Genomic DNA, 25226 nt, shown 5'->3' with positions numbered 1-25226 from the left:
AACAGGCTCTGAAGCGGCGCGCCCCGGCCGGCCAGCCGCAATGGCGCGGCTAGCCGGTTTGCCCAGGCGGCGATGAGTGCGACAATGCCGGGCGTTTTCGATGCTGCGGCCATGATGCGGTCATGTGCCCTGGCGCACGGTCGCATGGCCCTTGCCTTTGCTTGGCCCACTGGGCTGGGGCTTTGCAGACCTTCTCCTGATTCATTCCATACAAAAAGAGCACACCGTGAGCGTCGACAGCCAGACTTTCAACCAGCGATTCGATCAGTACGGCCAATGGCGCGCCGAGTTCTCCAGCGAGCTGCAGGAATTCTCGGACTGGCTGGAGAGCAAGGGGCTGCGCAACAACGCCACCATGGAGCGCCTGGCGCGGCTGCAGGCGCAGGCGGCCAACGACAAGATCACGGTGGCCTTCGTGGCCGAGTACTCGCGCGGCAAGTCGGAGATGATCAACGCGCTGTTCTTCTCCAGCTACGGGCGGCGCATCATGCCCGCCAGCGCCGGGCGCACCACCATGTGCCCCACCGAGCTGACCTGGGACGACGCCCACCCGCCGGGCGTGCGCCTGCTGCCCATCGAGACGCGCAAGCTCAGCGCCAGCCTGGCGGACTGGAAGCTCAAGCCCTCGTCGTGGCTGAACGTGCCCTTCGATCCGCACTCGGGCGACAGCGTGGCGCAGGCGCTGGAGCAAGTCACGCAGACCACCCAGGTTGATCAGGAGGAGGCGCGCCGCCTGGGCTTCTGGTCCGACGAAAACGAGGACGACAACCCACCGGTCAACGCCTCGGGCATTCTTGAGGTGCCCAAGTGGCGTCACGCGCTGATCAACTTCCCCCACCCGCTGCTGAAAAAGGGCATGGTGATTCTGGACACGCCGGGCCTGAACGCCATCGGCGCCGAGCCCGAGCTGACCGTCAGCCTGCTGCCGCAGGCCCAGGCCGTGCTCTTCATCCTGGGCGCGGAAACCGGCGTGACGCGCTCGGACCGCCAGATCTGGCAGGAGCACCTGGCGCGCCACGTGGATTCGGTCGGGCTGCGCCTGGTGGTGCTCAACAAGATCGACGTGCTGTGGGATGAGCTCACCAGCAAGCAAGAGCAGGAAGAGCAAATCAAGCGCCAGCGCCAAAGCGTGGCCGAAACGCTGGGCGTGCCCACCAGCCACGTGCTGGCCGTCTCGGCGCAAAAGGCCCTGGTGGCCAAGATCAACAAGGACGAAAAGCTGCTGCGCGACAGCGCCATCCGGCGCCTGGAATGGGTGCTGGTCGATACCCTGCTGGGCCAGCGCCATCTGATTCTCAACCGCGCGCTGATGCGCGGCCTGACCGACATCCGCGCCGAGGCGCGCCAGCTGCTGCACGTGCGCCTGCGCGACCTGACCGAGCAAATCCAGGAGCTCACCAGCCTGCAGGGCAAGAACAGCAGCGCGCGGCGCAGCATCCGCATGCGCATTGCGCGCGAGCGCAAGGAGTTCGACAGCAGCGTCAACAAGATCCTGGGCCTGCGCGCGGCGCAGAACAAGCTGCTCAATCAGGCCTTCAACCAGCTCAGCGCCAAGACCATCAAGAGCGAGCTCAATGCGCTCTCTGGCGAGCTGCAGGGCAAGATGCTGACGCTGGGCTTTCAAAAGCGCTTCATGGAGACTTTCTCCAACCTGCGCGAGGTGCTCGAGAGCAGCCAGGAAATCGCCAACCAGATGCAGCGCGTGCTGGTCGATTCCTACAACAGCCTGAACACCGAATTTGGCTTTGCGCTGCAGCCGCCCGAGGAGGTGGACCTGCGCCAGTTCGCCTTGGATCTGGAAAAGATCGCCGAGGGCAACAAGCACCACTTCTCGATCACCAACGTGCTCAAGCTCTCCTCGACCGAGTTCAGCGAGCGACTGGTCTCGGCCATCTCGATGCGGCTGCGCTCGGTGTTCGAGGCTGCCTCCAACGAGCTGGAGCTGTGGAACAAGGCCTCCACGGCGCAGTTGGACGTGCAGCTCAAGGAGCGGCGCCACAGCTTCATCAACCGCAGCGAAACGGCCGAGCGCATCGAGCAGGCCGACCTGGATCTGACCGAGCGCCTGCAGGAGCTGCAGGACGACACGGCCAACCTCAAGGAGATTGCCCTGCAGCTGCACGACCGCGCCGAGCGGCTGGAGCTGTCGCTGCACTCCATCACCCGCAGCATGGATCTGGGCAGCAGCGCCACGGCTGCGGCCAGCGCCTGATGGCCGCTCCAGAATTGGCGGCGGCTGAATTGGCCGCCACAGAGCTGGCCGCGATCAAGCCCGCTGAGCTGGCAGCCGCAGCCCAGCAGGCGCAGGCATCCCCTGCAAGCCCAACCCCAGCCCTGGCCCCCTTCAGCGAGCGCCTGATTGCCTGGCAGCGGCGCGCCGGCCGCCACGGCCTGCCCTGGCAGGGCACGCGCGATCCTTACCGCGTCTGGCTCTCGGAAATCATGCTGCAGCAAACCCAGGTGCAAACCGTGCTGCGCTACTACCCGCGCTTCGTGCAGACCTTGCCCAACGTGCAGCAACTGGCCCAGGCCAGCGAAGACCAGGTGCTGCAACTCTGGAGCGGTCTGGGCTATTACAGCCGCGCGCGCAACCTGCACCGCGCCGCGCAGCAGGTCGTGGCGCAATGGGGCGGGCAGTTTCCGCGCGATCCGCAGCAACTGGCCAGCCTGCCGGGCATTGGCCGCTCCACGGCCCATGCCATCGCCGCCTTTTGCTTTGGCGCGCGCCAATCCATCCTCGATGCCAACGTGCAGCGCGTCATGGCGCGCTGGCTGGCCTTCGATGGCGACCTGGCCAGCACGGCGGCCGTGCGCAGCCTGTGGCAGCAGGCGCATCAATTGCTGCCCCGGCAAGACCTGCAGCGCGCCATGCCCGCCTACACCCAGGGCCTGATGGATTTGGGCGCCATGGTTTGCACCCCGCGCAAGCCCGATTGCGACGCCTGCCCGCTGGCGGCCGACTGCCGCGCGCGCCTGCAGCAGCGCGTGCTGCATTACCCTGTCAAGACCCGCAAGCTGCAGCGCCGCGCACTGACCTGGCTGTGGCTGGTGGTGCGCGATGCACAGGGCCGCGTGCTGCTGCAAAAACGTCCGGCGCGCGGCGCCTCTGGCGGCATCTGGGCGCAGCTGTACTGCTTTCCCAGCTTTGAGGAGCCGGCGCAGCTGGAGCGCTTTCAGGCCGATTGCGGCTGGGCCGGGCTGGCGCTGCAATGGCAGGGGCAATTTCGCCACGTGCTCACGCACCGCGATTTGACGCTGCGCCCGGCCGTGCTGCAATTGCCCGGCGCAGGTAATGCGCTGCCGTCGCTTCCCGGCAGCACGGAGCAGGCCGATGCGCCCGCCCCATGGCATTGGGTGCCGGTGGCGCACATCCTGGCCGGGCAATGGGCCGTGCCCGCCGCATTGCTTGGTTGGCTGCGCCAAGGCGGGCTCTGAACTTGGTCATATCGCCATCTGGCCATATGGCTGGCAGGCATATCCAAAGAAAAGAATATTCGTAAGGGTGCTGCGCGCGCGCTTCTAGAATCTGCGCTGTTCGCGGCCTTGGCGCTCGCCAGGCAGGTCAACCCCGGCAGGCCCTCAGGCATTCAAGCCACTTGCGTCGGCGCTGGCATGGCTGGTCGGGCGCACCTCACCTCATCTCCATCTCATCTCTTTCCCAAGAACCGTTTTGCAAGGAATCGTCATGATGAAAAAACTGCTTCCCCTGGTGGCCGCTGCGGCCCTGTCCTTTGCGGCCGTGCATGCCCAGGCCCAGACCAAGCTGGTGGTGGGCGCCACGCCCGTACCCCATGCCGAGCTGCTGAACTTCGTCGCGCCCAAGCTGAAGGAGCAGGGCATCGAGCTGGAGGTCAAGGAGTTCACCGACTACGTGCTGCCCAACACGGCCACGCAGGAAAAGCAGCTGGACGCCAACTTCTTCCAGCACCTGCCCTACCTGGAGAGCTTCAACAAGGACCGCAAGACCCAGCTGGTGCAACTGCCCAAGGGCGGCATCCACATCGAGCCCTTTGGCGCCTACTCGAAGAAGATCAAGGCCATTGGCGAGCTCAAGGAAGGCGCCATCGTCGCCATCCCCAATGACCCGACCAACTCCGGCCGTGCGCTGCTGCTGCTGGACAAGCACGGCGTGATCAAGCTCAAGGACAGCGCCAACATCACCTCGACGGTGGCCGACATTGCCGAAAACCCCAAGAAGCTGCAGTTCCGCGAGCTGGAGGCGGCCATCCTGCCGCGCGCGCTGGACGACGTGGACCTGGCGCTGATCAACACCAACTACGCGCTGGAGGCCAAGCTGGTGCCGGCCAAGGATGCGCTGCTCATTGAAGGCGCGGACTCGCCCTACGTGAACATCGTCGTCACCCACGCCGACCGCGCAGACGATGCCGCGCTGCAAAAACTCACTGATGCGCTGCGCACCGAGCAAGTGCGCGAATTCATCAACACCAAGTACAAGGGCGCCATCGTGCCGGCGTTCTGAACCAGCGCTGTGATCGCGAGCAGGTTTTGAGCGCCTGCGCCCAATGCAAACAAAAACCGCGCCGATCGTGCATGCGATCGGCGCGGTTTTTTGTGGTTCAGCCAGATGTTCTGGCAATGGGCGCTCAAGCCAGCGAGACCGCAGGGTTGAGCGTGTACAGCCCCGTGATGTTGGCTTGGCCCAGCACCTGTGCGCGCTGCAGTGCGGCGCGCACATTGGCGCCCGTCAGCGGGCCATCGACCTGCAGTTGCGGCTGCGCCAGCGCGTAAATGGTGAAAACGTAGCGGTGCCGCAGCGCATCGTTCCACGGCGGGCAGGGGCCGTCGTAGCCGTAGTAATCGCCCTGCATCTGCGCGTCGCCGGCAAACCAGCCGGTGTAGTCGTTGATGCCGTGGCGCATGCCGCCCGGCGCCTCGGGGCCGCTCTTGCCGCGTGGCGTGACCCCGTTTGACTGCGCGCCGGCGGCGATTTCCCCGGTTGTGGCGGGGATGTCCAGCAGCAGCCAGTGAAAGAAATCCACACGTGGCAGATCGGCCGGCACGGTGCGGCCTTCCTGGTTCACGTCGTCGCCACGGCTGGGCACGTCCGGGTCGTGGCAGATCAGCACGAAGGACTGCGTGCCCGCCGGCGCCTCACTCCAGGCCAGGTGCGGATTGCGGTTGGCCGACAAGGCCACGTGGGCGCTGGCGTCGGGCACGCCGAAGGCAAATTCGCCGGGGATGGCCTGGCCATCCTGAAAGCTGTGGCTGATGAGCTTCATGCAGATTCCTCCTCTGTGTCGTCAATGGCAGCGGTCGATTGTAGGGGCCGCTTCATTGCACGCACACTGGCGCCTGCCCGGGCGGCAGCGCGGCCATGCGGCCAATGACGCTGGCCTGGGCAAAGCCGGCCTGGGTGAACAGGCGCAGCACTTGGTCAGCGGCCTCGGGCGCGCAGGCCACCAGCAGGCCGCCCGAGGTCTGCGGGTCGGTCAGCAGCGCGCGCGTGGCCTCGTCACAGCCCGCGGGCAATTGCACCTTGTCGCCGTAGGACTGCCAGTTGCGCGCCGAGGCGCCGGTGACGATGCCCTGCGCCGCCAGCTCGCGCACGCCCGGCAGCAGCGGCAGCTGCGCGCATTGCAGCTGGGCCTGCAGGCCCGCGCCGCGCGCCAGCTCCAGCGCATGGCCCAGCAGGCCAAAGCCCGTCACGTCCGTCATGGCGTGCACGCCCGGCAGCGCCGCCAGCGCCGTGCCGGGGCGGTTGAGCTGCGTGGTGCTGTGCAGCATCCGGGCATAGCCTTGTTCATCGAGCTGGCCCTTCTTCAGCGCCGCCGAGAGCACGCCCACCCCCAGCGGCTTGCCCAGAATCAGCACATCGCCGGCCTGTGCGCTGGCATTGCGCTTGAGCTGGGCCGGATCGACGATGCCAATGCCCACCAGCCCGTAGATGGGCTCGACCGAGTCGATCGAATGGCCGCCGGCCAGCGCAATGCCGGCATCGCGGCACACGGCTTCGCCGCCTTCGAGGATGCGAGCGATGGTCTCGTGCGGCAGCACATGGATGGGCATGCCGACGATGGCCAGCGCAAACAGCGGCGTGGCGCCCATGGCGTAGATGTCCGACAGCGCATTCGTGGCCGCGATACGGCCGAAGTCGTAGGGGTCATCGACGATGGGCATGAAGAAATCCGTCGTGGCGACGATGGCCTGGCGCTCGTTGATCTGATAGACCGCGGCATCGTCGGCCGTCTCGGTGCCCACCAGCAACTGCGGGAACTGCTGCGGCAGCGGCAGGCGGCTGCGCGCCAGCAAGTCGCTGAGCACGCCCGGGGCGATCTTGCAACCGCAGCCCCCGCCGTGCGAGAGCGAGGTCAGCCGCGGCGGCGTGGTGGGGGATGAAGCAGATGAATTCATGGCAGAGACGGTTCAAAAGCGCACTATTGGCGCCGCGCAGGCAAAAAAACAGCCCGGCCAACAAGGCACGGGCCATGCCCCAGCGCGGCAGCGGCACAGTGCGCATGGGTGGCGGAAAGCAGCAGGAGTCGAACCTACCAGGGAGCGTCTGACACCCCCTACCGGGTTTGAAGCCCGGGCGCACCACCGGGTGCGTATGCCTTCCAGAACATACGGCCTGCAGGTTGCAAAGCCTGCAGGCCGGAAATACACAGCTCCAAGGCCCAGCTGCATGCGCCAGGCCCTGAACCCATGGGGCGCGCTCGCTCAGAAGCGCTTGCGACGCCAAGCAGCCACGCCCATCAACAGCAGGCTGAGCAATCCCAGCGCTCCATGCCCCAGGGTGGGCACGGGCACGGCGCCGTTGATCTGCGGTGCAGAACGCACCACGAGCGAAGCCGTAGCCGGTGTGGTGTCGCCAGCGACGCTGGCCTCGATGGTGTAAGTGCCAGCGGGCAGCTTGTTGGTGGCGGTGACGGTGTAATTGCCGCTGCCATCGGTGGTGGTGGTCAGTGTCTCGACGATGGTGCCGTCAGGGCGCTTGATGACCACGGTCACGGTTGCGCCAGTTGGAGCGTTGCTGGTCGAGCCGCTGAAGGTGGGCAGCTCATCAGGCGACACGGCAGCCGGGGGTGGCAGTGTGGTGTCGGGTGCGGGCGCTACAGGGGCCGCAGTCACAGTCAGCGTCTGGTTGGCCGGCGTGGTATCACCATCGACATTGGCCTCGATGGTGTAAGTGCCAGCGGGCAGTTTGTCCGTGGCTGCCACGGTGTAATTGCCGCTGGCATCGGTGGTGGTGGTCAGCGTGGCGGCGGTGGTGCCGTCAGGGCGCTTGATGACCACGGTTACGGTTGTGCCGGCAGCTGCATTGCTGGTCGTGCCGCTGAAGGTCGGCAGCTCGTCGGCTGTCACGTTCGCTGGTGGGTTCAGCGTGGTGTCGGGGGCGGGCGCTACAGGGGCCGCAGTCACGGTCAGCGTCTGGTTGGCTGGCGTGGTATCACCATCGACATTGGCCTCGATGGTGTAAGTGCCAGCGGGCAGTTTGTCCGTGGCGGCCACGGTGTAATTGCCGCTGGCATCGGTGGTGGTGGTCAATGTGGCGGCGGTGGAGCCATCGGCGCGCTTGATGACCACGGTCACGGTTGCGCCAGCTGGAGCGTTGCTGGTTGAGCCGCTGAAGGTCGGCAGCTCGTCGCTCGTCACGTCTGCTGGCTGGCTCAGCGTGGTATCGGGCGGCAGAACATTACAGGCGGATTGCTCCACTTTTTGCAGGCTCAGCCATACGGCGCCGCCAACGCTGGTGTTCTGGATGGCCAGCACCAACTCATTCTCCCCAGCCTTCCATTGGTTGGGCATAGCGGCCCCGCCCAGGACTTGAGGCAGCGTCGGTGCAACAGCCACCTTGGCGCCGTTGACGTAAACGCCTTGAATGTAGTCGTCCACGCGCAGATGAGGCTGCCCTGGCGCGAACACCCCTGCGGGGATGGTGATGGCGTAGCTGGCAGGGTCTACCGAGCCGTCGAGCTTGAAGCGGTAGCGAAAGTAGTGCACACTATACTGCTCAAGCTGGGGTGTGCCAATGGCTGGGTAATGGCCTACGGCAATGCCAGGGTAGGTGTTGTACGGAGCTTGAGTGCCTGGCGTAAGGTAGCGATCCAGCTCATGACCGGTAAAGAATTTCCAGGTCTGGTCGGGCAGCGCATCCGGCGTGGGCGGGGTGCCCCTGCCTGTGCCTACGTCCACTTGGCTACCGTATTCCCAGCGCGGCTGGTTGCCTCGGTCGGCTGCATCAGCGCTGCCGTCGGCGGTGCGGGTGTTGAACTGGCCCTCTACGGTATCGGCATCGGCTGGGCGATTGGCATCGCAGTAGAAAGTGGGGGGCGTGCCCGGAGGGGTGATGGCCCAGGCAGCCGTACCGGCGCACAGGCCGGAGAAGGCGCCCAGCGTCGCCAACAGGCGAACCGTGTAGGCTGGACGATGGTAGTGGTTGGTTGGCATGGCTCTCTCTCAGACGGGTTTGGAGTTGTTGTTAAAGGGTGTTGTGGCGCTGGCCGCAGGCTCACGAAGAACTTGATGACAAGCTCCAGCGCCGAGCGTAACACCTCTTGGAGCTGGCTCAAAGTCTGCGGGAGAGGAAAGAGTGTGGATTGTTGACGGTCTGTGGCGTTTTCAGGGCCTTGCCATGCCGCCAGCGCGGTGGCTTGGGGCCGTTGCCTTCCGACATGTCTGGCTGAGTATGGAGCGGCCCTCAACGCGCCAGCAGCGCCACCACTGCCAGCATGAACAGCGCCACGAACAGCGTCTCGCTCACCAGCAGCGCCACCGGCCGCCAGCCCAGCGCCAGGATTTTCTGGAACGAGGTCTTCACCCCCAGCGCCGCAATCGAAATCACCAGCGCCCATTGCGAGGCGCTGCCCGCCGCCGCCTGCACGGGGGCGGCAATCCAGCCCAGGCTGTTGACCACCACCAGCGCCACGAACACCAGCAAAAACAGCGGCAGCAGCGGCGGGCGGCTGGCCTGCCTGCCCCCGGCGCGTGCAAAGGCCGCCACTTCATCGCGGAAGATCAGCGCCAGCGCCAGCACCACCGGCACCAGCATGGCCACGCGCATCATCTTGGCCAGCGTGGCCGCCTGCGCCACCTCGGGCGAGACGATGTTGCCCGCGCCCACCACCTGCGCCACGTCGTGGATGGCGCCGCCCAGAAACAGCCCCGCCAGCGGCACCGGCCAGCCCGCCCACTGCACCAGCAGCGGGTACAGCACCATCACCACGGTGGACAGCGCCGCCACGCCAATGGCCGTCATCAGCGTATAGCGCTCGTTGTCCTCGGTCTGCGGCAGCGTGGCCGAGATGGCCATGGCCGCCGAAATGCCGCAAATGCCCGTGGCCCCTCCGGAGATCAGGCCGAACACCGCAGGCTGCGCCAGCAGCCGCGCCATGAGCAGGCCAAAGCCAATGGTCAGCACCACTGCGCCCGCCAGCGCCGCCACGCCCCAGCCGCCCAGCGCGCTCACGTCGGCCAGGGCAATGCGCGCGCCCAGCAGCGCCACGCCAAAGCGCACCAGCTTCTTGGCCGCGAACTCGATGCCCGCCTGGCAGCGGCCATGCTCGGAGAGGAAATGCAGCGAAATGCCAATCAAGAGCGCATACAGAAACTTGGGGCCGCCGTAATGCTCGGCCACGAAGGTGGCGGCCAGCGCCACCACCACGGCCACGGTCAGGCCGGGCAGCAGGGCGCGAAGGGAGTGGGCAAACGTGTGAAAAGGCGATACGGGCGCTGCGGGGGTGTTTGGCATGCGGCAAATTTTATGGCGCGGCCAACGGCTGAAAACCGGGCCGATGGTTGTTGCGGGCTTCAGTGCCGCACAGCGCAGCCCAATATGTGCCTTTGGGTGTGCCTTTGATGGAGCGATGCTGCATCAGCGCATCACGTGCGCATCACGTGCGCATCGCGGATGCGGCGGGTGTGGCCGCTGCGGTCGAAGTATTCCAGCACCTGGATGGCGCGCTTGCGGCCCAGGGCGGTGGCGTCGCGGAAGTGGCGCGCCTGCACGGCCTGCTGCGGGCTTTGGCGGGCCAGTTCGGCGGCGATGGCCAGCAGGGCGTCGATGGCTTCGGGGCTGTAGAACAAATCCTTGACGACCTGGTGCAGCCGCCCCTGGCGCGCCAGCTTGCGCAGCAGTTGGCGCACTTCCTCCTCGGGCAGCTGGTGGGCCTGGGCCAGATCGCGCACCCAGGGCGGATCAAAACGCCCGGCGGCGATGGCGGGCAGCAGTTGGGCGGCGCGCTGCTCCTCCTGCGCGCTCAGTTGCACGCGGTGGCTGGGCAGGTGCAGCCAGGGGCCGGTCTGCGCGAGCAGGCCTTGCTCCAGCAGAGCGGCGAGCAGGCCGCGCCACAGCGTATCCGGGCTTTGCAGCGCAGCAGGCGGCAGGTTGGGCAGGGCCATGCGGCGCAGCCGGGCGGCGTTCACGCCCGGCTCGTCGGGCGTGCGCTCGTGAAAGCGCGCCAGCGCCTCGCACACCTTGGCCTGCAGGGCGGCCCAGTGCTGCGGGGCCAGCAGCAGTTGTTCGGCCTCATCCGCGCCCAGGGCGATGCAGCCCGGCGGCGCGGGCAGGCTGCGGGCGGGTTGCCCCAGCAGGCGCGCCAGTTGTGCGCGGCCCATGCCCCAGGGAGCTTGCCCGATGAGGGGGGCGATGTCGCCGGTGTCGATGGCGGTCTGCACGGCATCCAGATAGGCCATGCGCTCGGGGCTGCGGCGCTTGCGCTCGGGGGCGTTGGGGTCGAGCACCTGGCCGCCCGCAATGGTTTGGCTGGCCTGGGCATTGCGCAGGATGAAGCGATCGCCTGCGGTGACGAAGACCTCCTCATCCAGCACGAGCTGCGCGCGCGCCTGCTGGCCGCAGGCGATGTGCGAGCCCTCCAGCGGCACGACGTGGGCCGTGCGATGGGCCGTGCCCAAGTGCAGGTGCACGCTGGTCCAGGGGCCGATGGGCTTGGCGGCGCTGGCTTCAGTCTGGCCCGATGGGTTGATGGGCTGGGGCTGGCTGGCCAGCACGCGCAATTGCACGTCCAGCCGGCGCGTGGCTTGCAGCGCTTGCGGCTCGGCCATCCAGTCGCCCCGGGCAATGGCCGTGCGCTCAATGCCCGCCAGATTGAGGGCCACGCGCTGGCCGCTGTGCCCAGCCTGGGCCGGCTGGTTCTGGGCGTGGATGCTGCGCACGCGCACGCTCTGGCCGCTGGGGCTGTGGCGCAGCACATCGCCCACGCGCACGCTGCCGCCAAACACGGTGCCGGTGACGATGGTGCCCTGCCCCGGCAGGGTGAAGCTGCGATCCACCGCCAGGCGGAACAGCCCCTGGCTGGGCCGGGCGGGGAAGCGCTGCGCGGCATCCAGCAAATGCGCGCGCAGCGCCGCCAGCCCGGCATCCGCCGCATCCAGCGCATTGGTGGCAAATACGGGCGCGCCCGCCAGCGGCGTGCCCTGCAGCAGCGCGGCGACCTCGGCCTGCACGGCGGCTAGCCGCGCTGGCGTGGCGCGATCGGCCTTGTTCAGCGCCACGCAGCCCTGGCGCACGCCCAGCAGCTCGAGGATGGCCAGGTGCTCGCGCGTTTGCGGCATGGGGCCGTCGTCGGCGGCGATGACCAGCAGCGCATGGTCAATGCCCACGGCCCCGGCGGCCATGGTGTGGACGAATTTCTCATGCCCGGGCACGTCGATGAAGCCCAGCACCTGCTGCGTGCCGGGTACGGGCAGGTAGGCGTAGCTCAGCTCGATGGAAATGCCGCGCGCTTTTTCCTCCGGCAGCCGGTCGGTGTCCACGCCGGTGAGGGCGCGCACCAGCGCGGTCTTGCCGTGGTCGATGTGGCCTGCGGTGCCGATGATCATGGTGTGGGCCTGAATGTGAAAGAGTGGGTGCTCAGGCGGCATGCCTGCGCGGGAGTGGGGTGCTCGTTTTGGCAGTTGCCGTGACTCATGGTAAAAAACCGGCGTTTCAAGGCCAATCACCAATGGCGCGTATTTTGCACTGCCCGCTTTCTTGCCAAATTGTCAATCTGCCATGCGTGCTTTTTGCATTGCGTTGTCGCGATTGACGCAGATTCGTCCAACCACCAAAGAGGAGAAACATGAGCACAATCTTTTTTGCCCGCCGCAGCAAGGCCTTCATTCTTGCTGCTGCCAGCGCGCTTGCCCTTTGCCTTGCGCACAATGCCCGCGCCGATATCGATTGGAGTACCCCGGATTGGGGTGGCTATAGCTCTGACTTTCTCACCTACGATGTCAACAGCCGCTTGCAACTGCAAAACACGTTTGACAATCACAACCGCGTTTTCGGCAACAGCTCTGGCAGAAGAAGCAAAAAATCGGGCGCCAAAGAGCAGGGCCAGAAAAACCCGAAAGCCTATCAATACCAATATTCGCAAAGTGTCAGCCAGCAAACCGAAGAAGCCTTCATTGCCAACTTGCTGGACCATGCCAAGAAAACCGGCACTCTGGATGCGGCAGCCGAAGCCAAAATCCGCCGCATGCAAAGCTGGAATTTCATCCCCACCATCCGCGAAACCCTGCGCAAAAAAGGTGGCAGCAAAGACAGCGTCGCCCAGGCCATGGCGTTCTGGCTGGTCATCAACTATGGCACCATTCGCAAGGCGCAAGACATGGGCGTGGAAACCGGCAATTTGGTCAATCAGCTCGAAACCGTGATGAGCAAGGATAAGGACATGCTCGCCATGAGCGATGCCGACAAGCAACGCCTTGCCGAAAACCTGCTCTGGCTTGCCCTGGTGCAAATCGTCATTCAGGAAGAAGCGGGCAAGGACCCTGTCGCGCTGCAAGCGGCTGCCAACCAGGCGCGCAGCAATTTGAAAAGCCTGGGCATTGATCCGGACAAAATGACCATTGGCAAAAACGGTCTGGCCCTGCATTGATGGTTGGATTTTTCCGCGCAGTGCGTGCGTTTTGTTTGGAATGCCTCAAATGAAAAATGCCAGTCAATGGCATTTTTCATTTGGGATTTATTTTTCCGAAAGTATCTGCGCCAATGCGGCGAGCTGGGCGGTGAATGCGGCTTCCTCCTGCGCGCAGAGGCACCGCAAGTCCAGCCACAGCGCATCCTGGGCGATGCGGCCGATGACGGGGCGGGGCAGTTGGCGCAGCGCTTCTTCCAGGCGCAGCAGCTGGCGACCGCGGCCTTTTTTCGCGGCCGGGCGCACGGCCAGGGCGTAGCTGGGCAGGGTGTCCACGGGCAGGGCGCCGCTGCCGATTTGGCTGAACACCGGCTCGGCCTGCACGGCCCAGGCATCGCCCAGCGCGGCTTGCAGCAGCGGTTGCAGCGCCTGGGCCTGGCGGGCGATTTCGGCCTGGTTGCGGGTGAGCAGGCGCAGCGTGGTCAGGCGCTGGGGCAGCAAGTCGGGCATGCGGTAGAGCTGCAGCACCGGCTCCAGCGCGGCCAGGGTGAGCTTGCCCACGCGCAGAGCGCGCTTGAGCGGGTTTTTCTTGATCTTGGCGATCAAGTCCTTGCGGCCCACGATCAGCCCGGCCTGCGGGCCGCCCAGCAGCTTGTCGCCGCTGAAGGTGACGACGTCGGCCTCGGCGGCGATGGTCTGGCGCACCGTGGGCTCGGGCGGCAGGCCCCATTGCGCCATGTCCGCCAGCGTGCCGCTGCCCAGGTCCACGGCCAGGGGCAGGCCGTGCTGGCGCGCGATGGCGGCGGCTTCGGCCTCGCCCACAGCCTTGGTAAAGCCCTGCACGGCGTAGTTGCTGGTGTGTACTTTCATCAGCAAGGCGGTGCGAGGGCCGATGGCGTTGGCGTAGTCGTGCGCGTGGGTGCGGTTGGTGGTGCCCACCTCCACCAGCTTCGCGCCCGCGCGGGACATGATGTCGGGGATGCGAAAGGCCCCGCCGATTTCCACCAGCTCCCCGCGCGAGACGATGACCTCCCGGCGCGCGGCCAGCGCATGCAGCGTCAGCAGCACGGCGGCGGCGTTGTTGTTGACGACGGTGGCGGCCTCGGCCCCGGTCAGCTCGCACAGCAGCGGGGCGATCAAGTCGTCGCGGTCGCCCCGGCCGCCGCTGGCGATGTCGTATTCCAGATTGGCCGGCGCGGTCAGCGCGCGCACCACGGCCTGCACGGCCTCATCGGGCAACAGGGCGCGGCCCAGGTTGGTGTGCAGCACCGTGCCCGTGAGGTTGAAAACAGCCTGCAGGCGCGGCGCGAAACGGGCCTGCAAATGCTGCCGGGCCTGCGCGGCCAGGGCGTCGGGCGTGATTTGCGCTGCGGCCAGTTGCCCGGCGCGCATGGCCGGGCGCAAAGCATCGAGACAGGCGCGCGCCGCCTCGGTGCAGGCGGCCGTGCCCCAGGCGGCGACCAGCGCCTGCATGGGCGGCGCGGCCAGCAGCTTGTCCAGCGCGGGCAGGCGCAATTCGGGCGGGGTGTGGGCGGGCATGGCAGAGTTTGGGCTGATGGGCGATGAGGTGGCGATTGTGCGTTGAGAAGTGATGTGTCAGCCGCTTTGAAGGTCTGCACAAATCCACAGTGTTGTGTGTGTCGGCGGATTTGGGCATTCTGCGTCGTGAATCGTCCTCGAAGTGGCAACAGCCATGTTCGCAGCTCACGGCTTGCATGCCATCTCGGTCAAGGGGCTGGCATAAGGCTTTTGTTTGTGAAGGCTTTCGTCTCCTGAACCCAGCGTACATCACCGTTTGCCAGCGATGAACTCCGATGGCGTGCAGCCAAAGTGTTTTCCGAAGGCCACGGTGTAGGCGCTGGGGCTGCCATAGCCCGATTGCAGCGCGGCCTGGGTGATGGGGGCGCCGCCCAGCAGCAGGGGCAGCGAGTGCAGCAGGCGCATTTGCTGGCGCCATTGGCCAAAGCCCAGGCCGGTGTGCTGGAGAAAGCGCCGCTGGAAGGTCTTGGCGCTCATGGCCGATTGCGCGGCCCAGGCAGCGGCCTCGCGGGTGTCGCCGGGCTGCGCCAGCAATTGCGCGCAGACGCGCGCCAGCCTGGCATCGGTGGGCCAGGGCAGGTGAAAGGGTCGATGAGAGGGCGGGCCGGGCGCAGCCGCGTCGCCATCAGGCCTGGCGCTGAGTTCGGTCACCAGCAATTGGCCCAGCAACTGCGCGCGCGGCGTGGGCGGCTGGGCTGGATCGAGCAGGGCCAGGGCGGCGATGAGTTCGCGCAGCAGGGCCGAGGCGTGCAGCACGCCGTCGTGCGCGGGCATGGCTTGCCCATGCGCGGGGTGAATGAAGACGCCATAGGCGCGCACGGCCACGGGCGTGTGCAGGCGGTGGGGCACGCCCGGGCGCAGCCAGACGGCGGCCGTGGGCGGCACCAGCCAGTGGCCAGCGGGGGTCTGCACCCGCAGCACGCCTTCAGCGGCATACAGCACATGCCCGCAGGTATGCTGGTGCTCGGGCACGCTGTGGCCGGCAGGGTAGCGAACGGCCACGCAGGTGGCGGGCAGCGGGCTGTGCTCGTGCAGGTGCAGATCGAGCGCATGCGCGGCGCGCTCGGGGGTGGGGGCGGTGTATCCCATGGCTCAATGGATCAAGACGGATGTCCATTTTGCAAAAGAATCTGTCTGTTTTTCTGTAGATGGCCAGGCGGCCGCTGCCTACAGTGCCTGCTCTTGATGAACAAACCACTGCACGCCGCATGCCCATGCTGACCTGCCCCGCCGCCAAATACCCGGCTTTTGCCCCGATTGATTTGCCCGAGCGCCAATGGCCTTCGCGCACGCTGACGCAGGCCCCCGCCTGGCTGTCCACCGATTTGCGCGATGGCAACCAGGCGCTGTTCGAGCCGATGAACCGCCAGCGCAAGCTGCAACTGTTTCACGAGCTGGTGCGCATTGGCTTCAAGGAGATTGAAATCGGCTTTCCCGCCGCCTCGCAAACCGATTTCGAGATCGTGCGCCATCTGGTGGAGCAGGGCCTGATCCCCGAGGACGTCACGCCCATGGTGATGTGCCAGTTGCGCGAGGATTTGATCGAGCAGACCGTGCGCAGCGTGCAGGGCGCGCGCCGCGTCATCGTGCACCTGTACAACGCCATCGCCCCGGTGTGGCGCGAAATCGTGTTCGGCATGGATGTGCCGCACATCATCGCGCTGGTCGAGCGCCACATCGCCTTGCTGCGCCGCCTGACCGAGCAGCAGCCGCACACGCAATGGGTGCTGCAATACTCGCCCGAGACTTTTTGCATGGCCGAGCTGGACGTCTCCCTGGCCGTGTGCAACGCCGCCATCCGCGCCTGGGATGCCGGGGCGCAGCGGCCCATGATCGTCAACCTGCCCACCACGGTGGAGGTGGCGACGCCCAACGTCTTTGCCGATCAGATCGAATGGATGCACCGCCGCCTGGAGCGGCGCGAGCACATCACGCTGTCGGTGCACCCGCACAACGACCGCGGCACCGGCGTGGCCTGTGCGGAGCTGGCCTTGCTGGCGGGCGCGCAGCGCGTGGAGGGCTGTTTGTTCGGCAATGGCGAGCGCAGCGGCAACGTTGATCTGGTCACGCTGGCGCTCAACCTCTACACCCAGGGCATCGCCCCCGGGCTGGATTTTTCCGACATCGCCGCCGTGGCCCGCGTGGCCGAACAATGCACGGCCTTGCCCATTCACCCGCGCCACCCTTACGTGGGCGATCTGGTCTTCACCGCCTTTTCCGGCTCGCACCAGGACGCCATCGCCAAAGGCTTTGCCGCCCAGCGCCCCGATGCGCCCTGGCGCGTGCCCTACCTGCCCATCGATCCGCAAGACCTGGGCCGCACCTACGACAGCATCGTGCGCGTCAACAGCCAATCGGGCAAAGGCGGCATCGCCTTTTTGCTGCAACGCGATCACGGCGTGGTCATGCCCCGGCGCATGCAGGTGGAATTCAGCGCCATCGTGCAGCAGGCGGCCGACGCCAGCGAAACCGAACTCTCCAGCGCGCAACTGTGGCAATTGTTTGAAGCCACTTATCTGCATGCCGATGGCGGCTACCTCGGCCACCGCCTGTTCGACGCCGAGGGCGGCCAGCAAGGCATCGAGCTGCGCCTGCAAGGGGCGCACGGGCAGCCGCACACCCGGCGCGGCGTGGGCAGCGGCCCGGTGGAGGCCGCCGTGGCCGCGCTGGGCTTGCCGCTGCGCATCGACAGCTTCGAGCAAAAAAGCCTGGGCCACGGCGCCCAGGCCCAGTCGCTGGCCGTCATCGAGGCCGCCTGGCCCGGCCAGCCCGGCACGCGCTTTGGCGCAGCCGTGCATGCCAACACCGCCACGGCCGCCGTGCGTGCGGTGCTGAGCGCCGCGGCGCGCTGGGGCGGCCTGGGCAGCGTGGGAGATGCGGTATCGCGCGGCAGTTGACGATTTTTTACGATTGCCACAGGCATGGCACAATCGCGCCCCCGCGTGGCATCGCTGCGCGGGGCTTTGTTGTTTTTGGGCCCCTAGTTATTGAAAGAAAGATGATTGCTGCTGTTTTTGCCTTGGTGTTTGCCATTCGCCTGGTGTCGCTGTCCATTTCCATCAAGAACGAAAAACGCCTGATCGCCGAAGGCGCCAGGCAGTATGGGGAGCGCAATTCCAAGCTGCTGTCGGCCGCGCACGTGGTCTATTACTTTGCGGCGCTGGCCGAGTCCTACGTGCGCGGCGCGGCGTTCGATGCGGTCTCGGCCATTGGCACGGCCGTGCTGGCGTTTGCGCTGGCCATGCTGTTTTATGTGATCCACGCGCTGGGCAGCGTGTGGACGGTCAAGCTCTACATCCACCCGCAGCACAAGATGAATCGCAACTGGCTGTTTCGCCATGTGCGCCACCCCAATTACTTTCTGAACATCATCCCCGAGCTGATTGGCGTGGGCCTGCTGTGCCATGCCTGGGCGGTGATGCTGGTGGGCCTGCCGCTGTACCTCGCCATCCTGGCCATGCGCATCCGCCACGAGCAGCAGGCCATGCGCCACCTGTGGTGATGTGGGGCAGCCTGGCCTGCCGCCGCGCCCAGCGGCGGCGGCCCGGCCCGTCAGAACAGGCTCTTACCGCGGCCCCAGCGCCAGCAGCGGGTTGGCGCTGGCGCGGGCGTAGTCGGTCTGGCCCATGAGCAAATCCAGCCTCATGCTGGCCAGGTCGTCGGCCATGGGCTCGGCGTATGGGTCTTTTTCCTGGTTGACGATCTTGCGGTAGCTGTGGCAGTGGTCGCAGGTTTCGGCCAGCACGACTTCCTTGCTGACGTCGGGGCTGGCCTGGGCGGTGTCGCCATGGGGCTCATCCTGGCTGACCACGCCCTGGTAGCGGATGCCGCCCGTGGATTCGCAGTGGCTGCACTTGACGCGCACCATGTGCCATTCGGTGCAGCACAGGCTGCAGTGCAGAAAGCGCAGGCCGCCTTCGGCGCCGCCGATGCGCAGCACGCTGGCCACGGGCTGGGAGCCGCAGACGGGGCAGATGGTCATGGGCTGGGTGTAGGGCACGTCGCTTTCCTGCAGCTGGCTGGCCTTGTGGGCGTAGTGCAGCTGCAGCGCGGCCATGACGATGGGCGCGGCCAGCAGGTCGCCGGCCTGCATGCGCTCGTCCAGGATGCGCGCGGCCAGGGCCTGTAGCGCCTCGGGCTTGTGCTGGCCCAGGGCGTGCAGGGCCTGCTGCATGGGCGCGGGCAGGCCCTGTTCGGGCGCCAGCCGCGCCAGCAGCTGCGCCAGCGCGCCGTGCCATGCGGCGTCCAGCTCGGCCCTCGGGTTGCACAGCGGCATGGCATGGCTTTGGGCCTGGGCGATGGCTTCGCGCGCCCAGGCCTCGGTCTGAATGTGGCCGGCCAGCTCGGCCTGGGCCTGCACGATGCGCGCCATGACGCGCAGGTAATCGCCAATGGGGCTGCCCTCGGCCTGTTGCAGCAGCCGGGCGGCGCGCTCGCGAAACAGGCTGGCGGGCTGGGGCAGGCGCGCATGGGGCATGCGCGTGCGGTCCAGGGCTTCGATTTCACCGGGTTGAAGAATGCGTTGCATGGCGTGTTGGGGTGGTGGCGCAAAGTGGCAAATGAAACGCCGGGCGAGCCCGGCGTGTGCGCGTTCGTCTGTGAAGCGATGGCCCCTCAGTGCAACGGTGCGTTGCCAAGGGGCCTAGTGCATCAACTGCTGGTGCGCTGCTGGCGTTGGGCGGCCAGGCGCTGCTCGCGGGCGACGATTTCGTCGTGCCAGAGGCGGTGGTTGCGCTTGGCCCAGGCGTAGCTGACGGTGCCGCGCGTCATGGCCTTGATGGAGCCCTTGACCCAGAAGGCCGCATAGACGTGGAACACGATGGAGAAGATCATCACGAAGCCAAAGAAGGCGTGCAGCAGCGAGGCGACGCGAATGATGTCGATGCCGAACAGGTGGCTGAAGTAGGCGCGCCACATGACGATGCCTGTGAGCAGCAGGCCCAGCATGCTGCCCAGCAGCACCCAGAACAGGATCTTTTGGCCAGCGTTGTACTTGCCCACGGGCGGCAGCTTGTGCTCCTGGTTGGCCAGCATGTCGCCGGGCTGCTTGAGCCACTGGATGTCGTTCTTGTCCAGAAAGTTGTGATGCCAAAAGCGCAACGCCAGCACGGTAAACGAGAGGAACATCACCACGCCGATGAAGGGGTGGAGGATGCGCGTCCACGGGCCGCCGCCAAACAGGTTGGTGAGCCAGAACATGGAGGGGTGAAACAGCGCCAGGCCCGAGAGCGCCAGCAGCACGAAGCTGATGGCGGTGAGCCAGTGGTTGCTGCGCTCGTTGGCGGTGTAGCGCTGGATGGCCGGGCGGCCCTCGGCGTCCACGGCGAAGTCGATGGGCGTGGGGCGATGGTGTTCAGTCATGGCGGGCCTCCTCCAGCTGGGCTTGTGCGTGCTGTTCACTGTGCGCGTGCTCGGTGGCGATGCCTGCGGCCTGGCGGCGCGCCAGGGCCTGGGCGTCGGCCTCCTCCTCATCCTGCTCGGTGGGCTTGTTGGGGCCTACGCGGGTGTAGTGGAAGAAGCCGCCCAGCGCGGCCAGGGCAATGCCGGCCAGGGCCAGCGGCTTGGTCACGCCTTTCCACAAGCGCACCACGGGGCTGATTTGCGGCGCATCGGGCAGGCCGGCGTACAGCGAGGGCTTGTCGGCGTGGTGCAGCACGTACATGACGTGGGTGCCGCCCACGCCGGCCGGGTCGTACAGGCCCGCGTTGGCGTAGCCGCGGTTTTTCAGGTCATCGATGCGGCGCTCGGCCTGCTCTTTCATGGCCTTTTTGGTGCCGAACATGATGGCGCCGGTGGGGCAGGTCTTGACGCAGGCCGGCTCGCGGCCCACGGCCACGCGGTCAGAGCACAGGGTGCACTTGTAGGCTTTGTTGTCCTTCTTGGAGATGCGCGGCACGTTGAAGGGGCAGCCAGTGACGCAGTAGCCGCAGCCGATGCAGTTTTCCTCGTGGAAGTCCACGATGCCGTTGGTGTACTGCACGATGGCTCCGGGCGAGGGGCAGGCCTTGAGGCAGCCGGGGTCCTCGCAGTGCATGCAGCCGTCCTTGCGGATCAGCCACTCCAGGTTGCCAGAGGCCTCGTTCTCGTACTCGGTAAAACGCATCACCGTCCACGAGTCGGCCGTCAGGTCCATGGGGTTGTCGTACACGCCATGGTTGTGGCCGATCTCGTCGCGCAGGTCGTTCCATTCCGAGCAGGCGGTTTGGCAAGCCTTGCAGCCAATGCACTTGGAGACGTCGATGAGCTTGGCCACTTCGCCCGAGCGCGGCTCGCGCACCTGGGGCGAGGGCGTGGTGGTGGCCGAGCGCTGTTTGATGTCCAGGGATTGCAATGCCATGTGGACTCCTTCAGATCTTCTCGACCTTCACCAGGAAGGTCTTGAACTCGGGGGTGTTGGTGTTGCCATCACCGACGAAGGGGGTCAGGGTATTGGCGATGAAGCCCGGCTTGGCCACGCCCTTGAAGCCCCAGTGGATGGGAATGCCCACGTGGTGGATGGTTTTGCCATCGATCTGCATGGCCTTGATGCGCTTGGTCACCACCGCCACGGCCTTGATGTAGCCGCGCTTGGAGCTGACCCGGACGCGATCGCCGGCCTTGACGCCGATGGAGGCGGCCAGCGCCTCGCCAATCTCCACGAATTGCTCGGGCTGGCTGATGGAGTTGAGAACCGTGTGGCGCGTCCAGTAGTGGAAGTGCTCGGTGAGGCGGTAGGTCGTGCCCACGTGGGGGAATTCCTCGGGCTTGCCGAAGGTTTCCCAGATGGGCGTGAAGACCCGCGCCGCCGGCGAGCTGGTGGCCTTGGGGTTGTTCGGGTGCAGCGGGTTGTAGCCCAGCGGCGTGTCGAACGGCTCGTAATGCTCGGGGAAGGGGCCTTCGTTGAGCAGCTTGCGCGAGAAGAAGCGCGCCACGCCCTCGGCATTCATGATGAAGGGGCCAGCGCCCGCCTCGGGCGCGGAGGTGGCAACGAAGTCCGGCACGTCCGCGCCCGTCCAGCGCCTGCCATTCCAGTGCACGAGCTGGCGGTGCGGGTTGAATGGCCTGCCTTGCGGATCGCAGGAGGCGCGGTTGTAGAGCACGCGGCGGTTGGCCGGCCAGGCCCAGGCCCAGTTCAGCGTGTTGCCGATGCCGGTGGGGTCGGAGTTGTCGCGGCGGGCCATCATGTTGCCCTCCTCCGTCCAGGAGCCGGCAAAAATCCAGCAGCCGCAGGCGGTGCTGCCGTCGTCGCGCAGCTCGCCAAAGCCGGAGATTTGCTGGCCTGCCTTGCGCAGCACCTTGCCGGGGTCTTTCGGGTCGGTCAGATCCACCAGCGCGCGGCCATTGAGTTCCATGGCCGTCTCCTGCGCCGTGGCCTCGTGCTGTTGGGCATAGGGCCAGTCCAGGTGCAGGATCGGGTCGGGGTAGGCCCCGCCTTCCTTGCGGTACAGCTCGCGCATGCGCAAAAACAGCTCCGACATGATGTGGATGTCGGTGCGCGCCTGGCCGGGCGGCTCGGCGGCCTTCCAGTGCCATTGCAGCACGCGGCTGGAGCTGACGATCTCGCCCTCGTCCTCGGCAAAGCAGGTTGTGGGCAGGCGGAACACCTCGGTCTGGATGGCTTTTTCGTCCACGTCGTTGAACTCGCCGTGGTTCTTCCAGAACTCGGAGGTGTCCGTGGCCAGCGGATCCATGACCACCAAGAACTTGAGTTTGGACAGGCCATTGCGCACGCGGTTCTTGTCCGACAGCGCCGCCAGCGGGTTGAAGCCCTGCGCCAGATAGCCGTTGACCTTGCCCTCGTTCATGAGCTGGAAGTACTGGAGCATGTCGTACTCCTTGTCCAGCTTGGGCAGGTAGTCGTAGCCCCAGTTGTTCTCCGCCGTGGCGTTCTTGCCGTACCAGGCCTTCATCAGGCTGACGTGGAACTTGGAATAGTTCTGCCAGTAGCTGACCTGCCCGGGGCGCAGCGGTTTGTGCGCCCGCGCGGCGATGTAGCCGGCGTAGTCCTGCTCATGCTCGCGCGGCAGGCTCAGATAGCCCGGCAGGCTGGCCGAGAGCAGGCCCAGATCGGTCAGGCCCTGGATGTTGGAGTGCCCGCGCAGCGCATTCATGCCGCCGCCGGCCACGCCGATGTTGCCCAGCAGCAATTGCATCATCGCGCCGGTGCGCAGCATCTGCGCGCCGATGGAGTGCTGCGTCCAGCCCAGCGCGTACATGATGGTGGCCGCGCGGCCCGGCACCGCCGTGCTGGCGAGCTTCTCGGCCACGTGCAGGAATTTCTCCCTGGGCGTGCCGCAGATGCGCTCGACCATCTCCGGCGTATAGCGGCTGTAGTGCTTCTTCAAAAGCTGATAGACGCAGCGCGGGTGTTGCAGCGTCGGATCCACCACGGCGTAGCCATCGGCGCCGCGCTCGTAATCCCACGAGGTTTTGTCGTAGGTGCGCGTCTCTTCGTTGTAGCCCGAGTAGATGCCATCGACGAACTCGAAGTCATCGCGCACGACAAAGCTGAAGTCCGTGTAGTTGTGCACGTACTCCTTGTGGATCTTGTCGTTGCTCAGCAGGTAGTTGATGACCCCGCCCAGGAAGGTGATGTCCGTGCCCGAGCGGATTGGCGCGTAGTAATCGGCCACCGATGCCGAGCGGTTGAAGCGCGGATCGACCACCATGAAATAGGCGCCGTTGTGCTCCTTGGCTTCGGTCACCCACTTGAACCCGCAGGGGTGGGCCTCGGCGGCATTGCCGCCCATGATCAAAATCACATCCGCATTCTTGATGTCGACCCAATGGTTCGTCATCGCGCCACGGCCAAACGTCGGGGCAAGACCTGCCACCGTCGGGCCGTGTCAGACACGTGCCTGGTTGTCGAATGCAAGAAGGCCGAAATTGCGCATCACCTTGTGGGTGATGTAGCCCGTTTCGCTGGTGGAGGCCGAGGCGGCCAGCATGCCCGTGGTCAGCCAGCGGTTGACCACCTTGCCATCATCCGTGTGCGTGACGAAGTTGGCATCGCGGTCGTCTTTCATCAGGCGGGCGATGCGATCCATCGCCTCATCCCAGGACAGATCCGTCCACTCGCTCGCGCCAGGGGCGCGGTACTGGGGCTTGAGCAGGCGGTTGGGGCTGTTGATGAAATCCAGCAAACCCGCGCCCTTGGGGCACAGCGTGCCGCGGTTGACCGGGTGATCGGGGTCGCCCTCGACGTGGATCACGGCGCGCTTGGCATTGCGCACGCCATCGCTGAGCGAGTACATCAAAATGCCGCAGCCCACCGAGCAATAGGTACAGGTCTGGCGCGTGACCTGCGCGGCCGCAAGCTTGTACTGGCGCACCTCCGCCAGCGCTTCAGAGGGCGAAAAGCCCATCAGCGCCAGACTGGAGCCTGCCAGGGTTGAGCCAGTCACTTGCATGAACTGGCGCCTGGAGACGTTCATCATGGGGTTGACCTTTCAAAAGGTTCGGGGTCTGTCTGTATTTCTTTTCTGCTGTCACAGCGGCACCGGGCACCAAGCCCGCCCGGGCGATTTCGCCGTGAAGAGGGGCATTGTAGGAATGACCCTGCCCCCCTTCACGCACCGCGCGCTTGACCGAGTGGCGCGCTCTGCCATTGCCCGCAAACGCTCCAACAGCGCCGCGCCAACCCGGCCAAGCCCAGCCATGATGGACGGGAGCATCCAGCGCGTGAAGGCGTGGTTTCCCTGATCCGTGGCTTTGCGCCCCCGCGCTGGCCCCGAAAGTTTGACGATCATGGCAAGGGCAACCACAATGCAACCAGATTGACTCCCCCGCCAGTACCGCCATGCCCGCCACCTTGACGCTGAAAAACATCCCCGACGAAATCTACGAACGCCTCAAGGCCGCAGCACAGGCGCATCGCCGCAGCCTCAACAACGAGGCCGTCGTCTGCCTGCAAACCGTGCTCATGCCCGCCAGCGCCAGCGCCGAAGAGCGCCTGCAACGCGCCCGCGCCTTGCGCCAGCGCCTGGCCGGGCAGGACTTCGCCGCCGACGACATTGCCGCTCTGCGCCAGGAAGGCCGCGCATGATCGTGGTGGACAGCAACGTGCTGGCCTACCTCTACCTGCCCGGCCAATTCAGCCAGCAGGCCGAAGCCCTGCTGCGCCAGCACCCCCAATGGCACGCCCCACCGCTTTGGCGCAGCGAGCTGCGCAACATCTTGAGCAGCTACGTGCGCCGCCAGCAGTTGAGCCTGGCCGACGCGATCCAAATCCAGCAGGAAGCCCAGGCCCTGATGGCGCTGGGCGAGCAAGCCGTGGATTCCGCCGCTGTGCTGGCCTTGGCACAGCAAAGCGGCTGCACGGCATACGACTGCGAATTCGTCGCCCTGGCCCAGGCCTTGGGCTGCCCGCTGATGACCCAGGACAAGCAGGTGCTGCGGGCGTTCCCGGGTGTGGCGTACAGCCTGTGCAGCGTGAAAGGCGCATAGCGCGAGAACTTGCCCAAAAGCCTGCCCAAGCGCCCGCGCCCCCTCCGCCTCGCGCACGTACGCCCTCTCCCGCTTGCGAGAGAGGGCTGGGGCGAGGGTGTGCGCCGGCAGGACGCTTGCGCGCGGCATGGTGCAAGACAGCGTGGGGCGCATCTCTTCTCCCCCCGGCTCCTCTGCCCTCTTGGGAGAATCTGGGTAGAAAGAGCAACAACTGCATTCCAAAATAAAAGCGCCCGCCCTGCCATGCTGACGCCTGCCCCAGGCGGGGCCCCGCCCAACCAACCCAGCCAGCGCCAGAAAAAAACCGCCCCGAAGGGCTAATGCCGTTCACTTAACCCAGTGAACGGCATTTTTGTTGGATAGCTGCGGCACACTTTCTGCCAAGTCATTTTTTTCCTTGGCACAGATGCCCCGCAAACACCACCTTTACCCTGACTTTGGCTC

At 66.2% G+C, this 25226-nt stretch carries 19 protein-coding genes and 1 tRNA gene; 8 read left to right on the top strand and 12 right to left on the bottom strand.

Annotation, left to right across the window (positions count from 1 at the left end; genetic code table 11):
- Nucleotides 1-226 precede the first annotated feature (226 nt).
- From CK625_RS04540 to CK625_RS04530, 3 genes are all read left to right on the top strand, one after another.
- A complete protein-coding gene (locus CK625_RS04540; RefSeq protein WP_143326177.1) occupies nucleotides 227-2212 on the top strand; it encodes a dynamin family protein in 1986 nt (661 codons plus the stop codon).
- Between the two features lie 122 nt (nucleotides 2213-2334).
- Entirely contained in the window at nucleotides 2335-3435 is a 1101-nt protein-coding gene (gene mutY / locus CK625_RS04535; protein WP_429001298.1) for an A/G-specific adenine glycosylase, read from the top strand.
- A 250-nt stretch (nucleotides 3436-3685) separates the two neighbouring features.
- Nucleotides 3686-4480: a MetQ/NlpA family ABC transporter substrate-binding protein gene (locus CK625_RS04530; RefSeq protein WP_095539128.1), complete on the top strand. Its 795-nt coding sequence runs from the start codon at nucleotides 3686-3688 to the stop codon at nucleotides 4478-4480.
- A 124-nt stretch (nucleotides 4481-4604) separates the two neighbouring features.
- Here the strand turns inward: CK625_RS04530 and CK625_RS04525 are convergent, their stop codons facing one another.
- The 6 genes from CK625_RS04525 to selB form a co-directional block, all read right to left on the bottom strand.
- Nucleotides 4605-5240: a YbhB/YbcL family Raf kinase inhibitor-like protein gene (locus CK625_RS04525; protein WP_095539127.1), complete on the bottom strand. Its 636-nt coding sequence runs from the start codon at nucleotides 5238-5240 to the stop codon at nucleotides 4605-4607.
- Nucleotides 5241-5292: 52 nt separating this feature from the next.
- Nucleotides 5293-6372, bottom strand: a complete 1080-nt coding sequence (gene selD / locus CK625_RS04520; protein WP_095539126.1) for a selenide, water dikinase SelD — start codon at nucleotides 6370-6372, stop codon at nucleotides 5293-5295.
- Between the two features lie 109 nt (nucleotides 6373-6481).
- Nucleotides 6482-6577, bottom strand: a tRNA-Sec gene (locus CK625_RS04515).
- A gap of 101 nt (nucleotides 6578-6678) precedes the next feature.
- Nucleotides 6679-8409, bottom strand: a complete 1731-nt coding sequence (locus CK625_RS04510; protein WP_095539125.1) for an IPTL-CTERM sorting domain-containing protein — start codon at nucleotides 8407-8409, stop codon at nucleotides 6679-6681.
- Between the two features lie 250 nt (nucleotides 8410-8659).
- Complete coding sequence (locus tag CK625_RS04505) at nucleotides 8660-9709, bottom strand: YeiH family protein (RefSeq protein ID WP_095539124.1); 1050 nt, start codon at nucleotides 9707-9709, stop codon at nucleotides 8660-8662.
- A gap of 131 nt (nucleotides 9710-9840) precedes the next feature.
- Nucleotides 9841-11799, bottom strand: a complete 1959-nt coding sequence (gene selB / locus CK625_RS04500; protein ID WP_095539123.1) for a selenocysteine-specific translation elongation factor — start codon at nucleotides 11797-11799, stop codon at nucleotides 9841-9843.
- A 239-nt stretch (nucleotides 11800-12038) separates the two neighbouring features.
- Here selB and CK625_RS04495 point away from each other — a divergent pair, with 239 nt between their 5' ends.
- Complete coding sequence (locus CK625_RS04495) at nucleotides 12039-12839, top strand: DUF6683 family protein (protein WP_095539122.1); 801 nt, start codon at nucleotides 12039-12041, stop codon at nucleotides 12837-12839.
- An 87-nt stretch (nucleotides 12840-12926) separates the two neighbouring features.
- On the opposite strand, the gene selA is transcribed toward CK625_RS04495, so the two are convergent.
- Together selA and CK625_RS04485 are read right to left on the bottom strand one after the other, a co-directional pair.
- A complete protein-coding gene (selA, locus tag CK625_RS04490; protein ID WP_095539121.1) occupies nucleotides 12927-14357 on the bottom strand; it encodes an L-seryl-tRNA(Sec) selenium transferase in 1431 nt (476 codons plus the stop codon).
- A gap of 249 nt (nucleotides 14358-14606) precedes the next feature.
- The gene (locus CK625_RS04485; RefSeq protein ID WP_095539120.1) at nucleotides 14607-15446 is read right to left on the bottom strand and encodes an AraC family transcriptional regulator; all 840 of its coding nucleotides are present in this window, start codon (nucleotides 15444-15446) and stop codon (nucleotides 14607-14609) included.
- Nucleotides 15447-15571: 125 nt separating this feature from the next.
- Between CK625_RS04485 and CK625_RS04480 the strand changes: the two genes are divergently transcribed.
- Both CK625_RS04480 and CK625_RS04475 read left to right on the top strand, forming a co-directional pair.
- Nucleotides 15572-17254, top strand: coding sequence for a 2-isopropylmalate synthase (locus CK625_RS04480; protein ID WP_095539394.1), 1683 nt, complete (start codon nucleotides 15572-15574; stop codon nucleotides 17252-17254).
- Between the two features lie 101 nt (nucleotides 17255-17355).
- Nucleotides 17356-17859 (top strand): isoprenylcysteine carboxyl methyltransferase family protein, encoded by a 504-nt coding sequence (locus CK625_RS04475; protein ID WP_095539119.1) that lies wholly within the window; start codon nucleotides 17356-17358, stop codon nucleotides 17857-17859.
- Between the two features lie 63 nt (nucleotides 17860-17922).
- On the opposite strand, the gene fdhE is transcribed toward CK625_RS04475, so the two are convergent.
- The 4 genes from fdhE to fdnG all read right to left on the bottom strand — a co-directional run bounded on the left by fdhE (nucleotide 17923) and on the right by fdnG (nucleotide 23773).
- Nucleotides 17923-18885, bottom strand: coding sequence for a formate dehydrogenase accessory protein FdhE (gene fdhE, locus CK625_RS04470; protein WP_095539118.1), 963 nt, complete (start codon nucleotides 18883-18885; stop codon nucleotides 17923-17925).
- A gap of 122 nt (nucleotides 18886-19007) precedes the next feature.
- A complete protein-coding gene (locus CK625_RS04465; protein WP_095539117.1) occupies nucleotides 19008-19718 on the bottom strand; it encodes a formate dehydrogenase subunit gamma in 711 nt (236 codons plus the stop codon).
- Entirely contained in the window at nucleotides 19711-20694 is a 984-nt protein-coding gene (gene fdxH / locus CK625_RS04460; protein WP_095539116.1) for a formate dehydrogenase subunit beta, read from the bottom strand. The genes CK625_RS04465 and fdxH overlap by 8 nt, the downstream gene beginning before the upstream one ends.
- Before the next feature lie 10 nt (nucleotides 20695-20704).
- Entirely contained in the window at nucleotides 20705-23773 is a 3069-nt protein-coding gene (gene fdnG, locus CK625_RS04455) for a formate dehydrogenase-N subunit alpha (RefSeq protein ID WP_143326176.1), read from the bottom strand.
- Between the two features lie 362 nt (nucleotides 23774-24135).
- Here fdnG and CK625_RS04440 point away from each other — a divergent pair, with 362 nt between their 5' ends.
- Nucleotides 24136-24381 carry a FitA-like ribbon-helix-helix domain-containing protein gene (locus tag CK625_RS04440; RefSeq protein ID WP_095539112.1) on the top strand — a complete coding sequence of 82 codons (246 nt, stop codon included), beginning with the start codon at nucleotides 24136-24138 and terminating at the stop codon, nucleotides 24379-24381.
- A complete protein-coding gene (locus CK625_RS04435; protein ID WP_095539111.1) occupies nucleotides 24378-24782 on the top strand; it encodes a type II toxin-antitoxin system VapC family toxin in 405 nt (134 codons plus the stop codon). Before CK625_RS04440 ends, CK625_RS04435 begins: the two co-directional genes overlap by 4 nt.
- Nucleotides 24783-25226: the final 444 nt, after the last annotated feature.

This window comes from Vandammella animalimorsus, assembly GCF_002285265.1.
Classification (GTDB): domain Bacteria; phylum Pseudomonadota; class Gammaproteobacteria; order Burkholderiales; family Burkholderiaceae_C; genus Lampropedia.
Note: the sequence above shows the minus strand (reverse complement) of the source record. Positions and strands in the feature narration are given on the sequence as shown.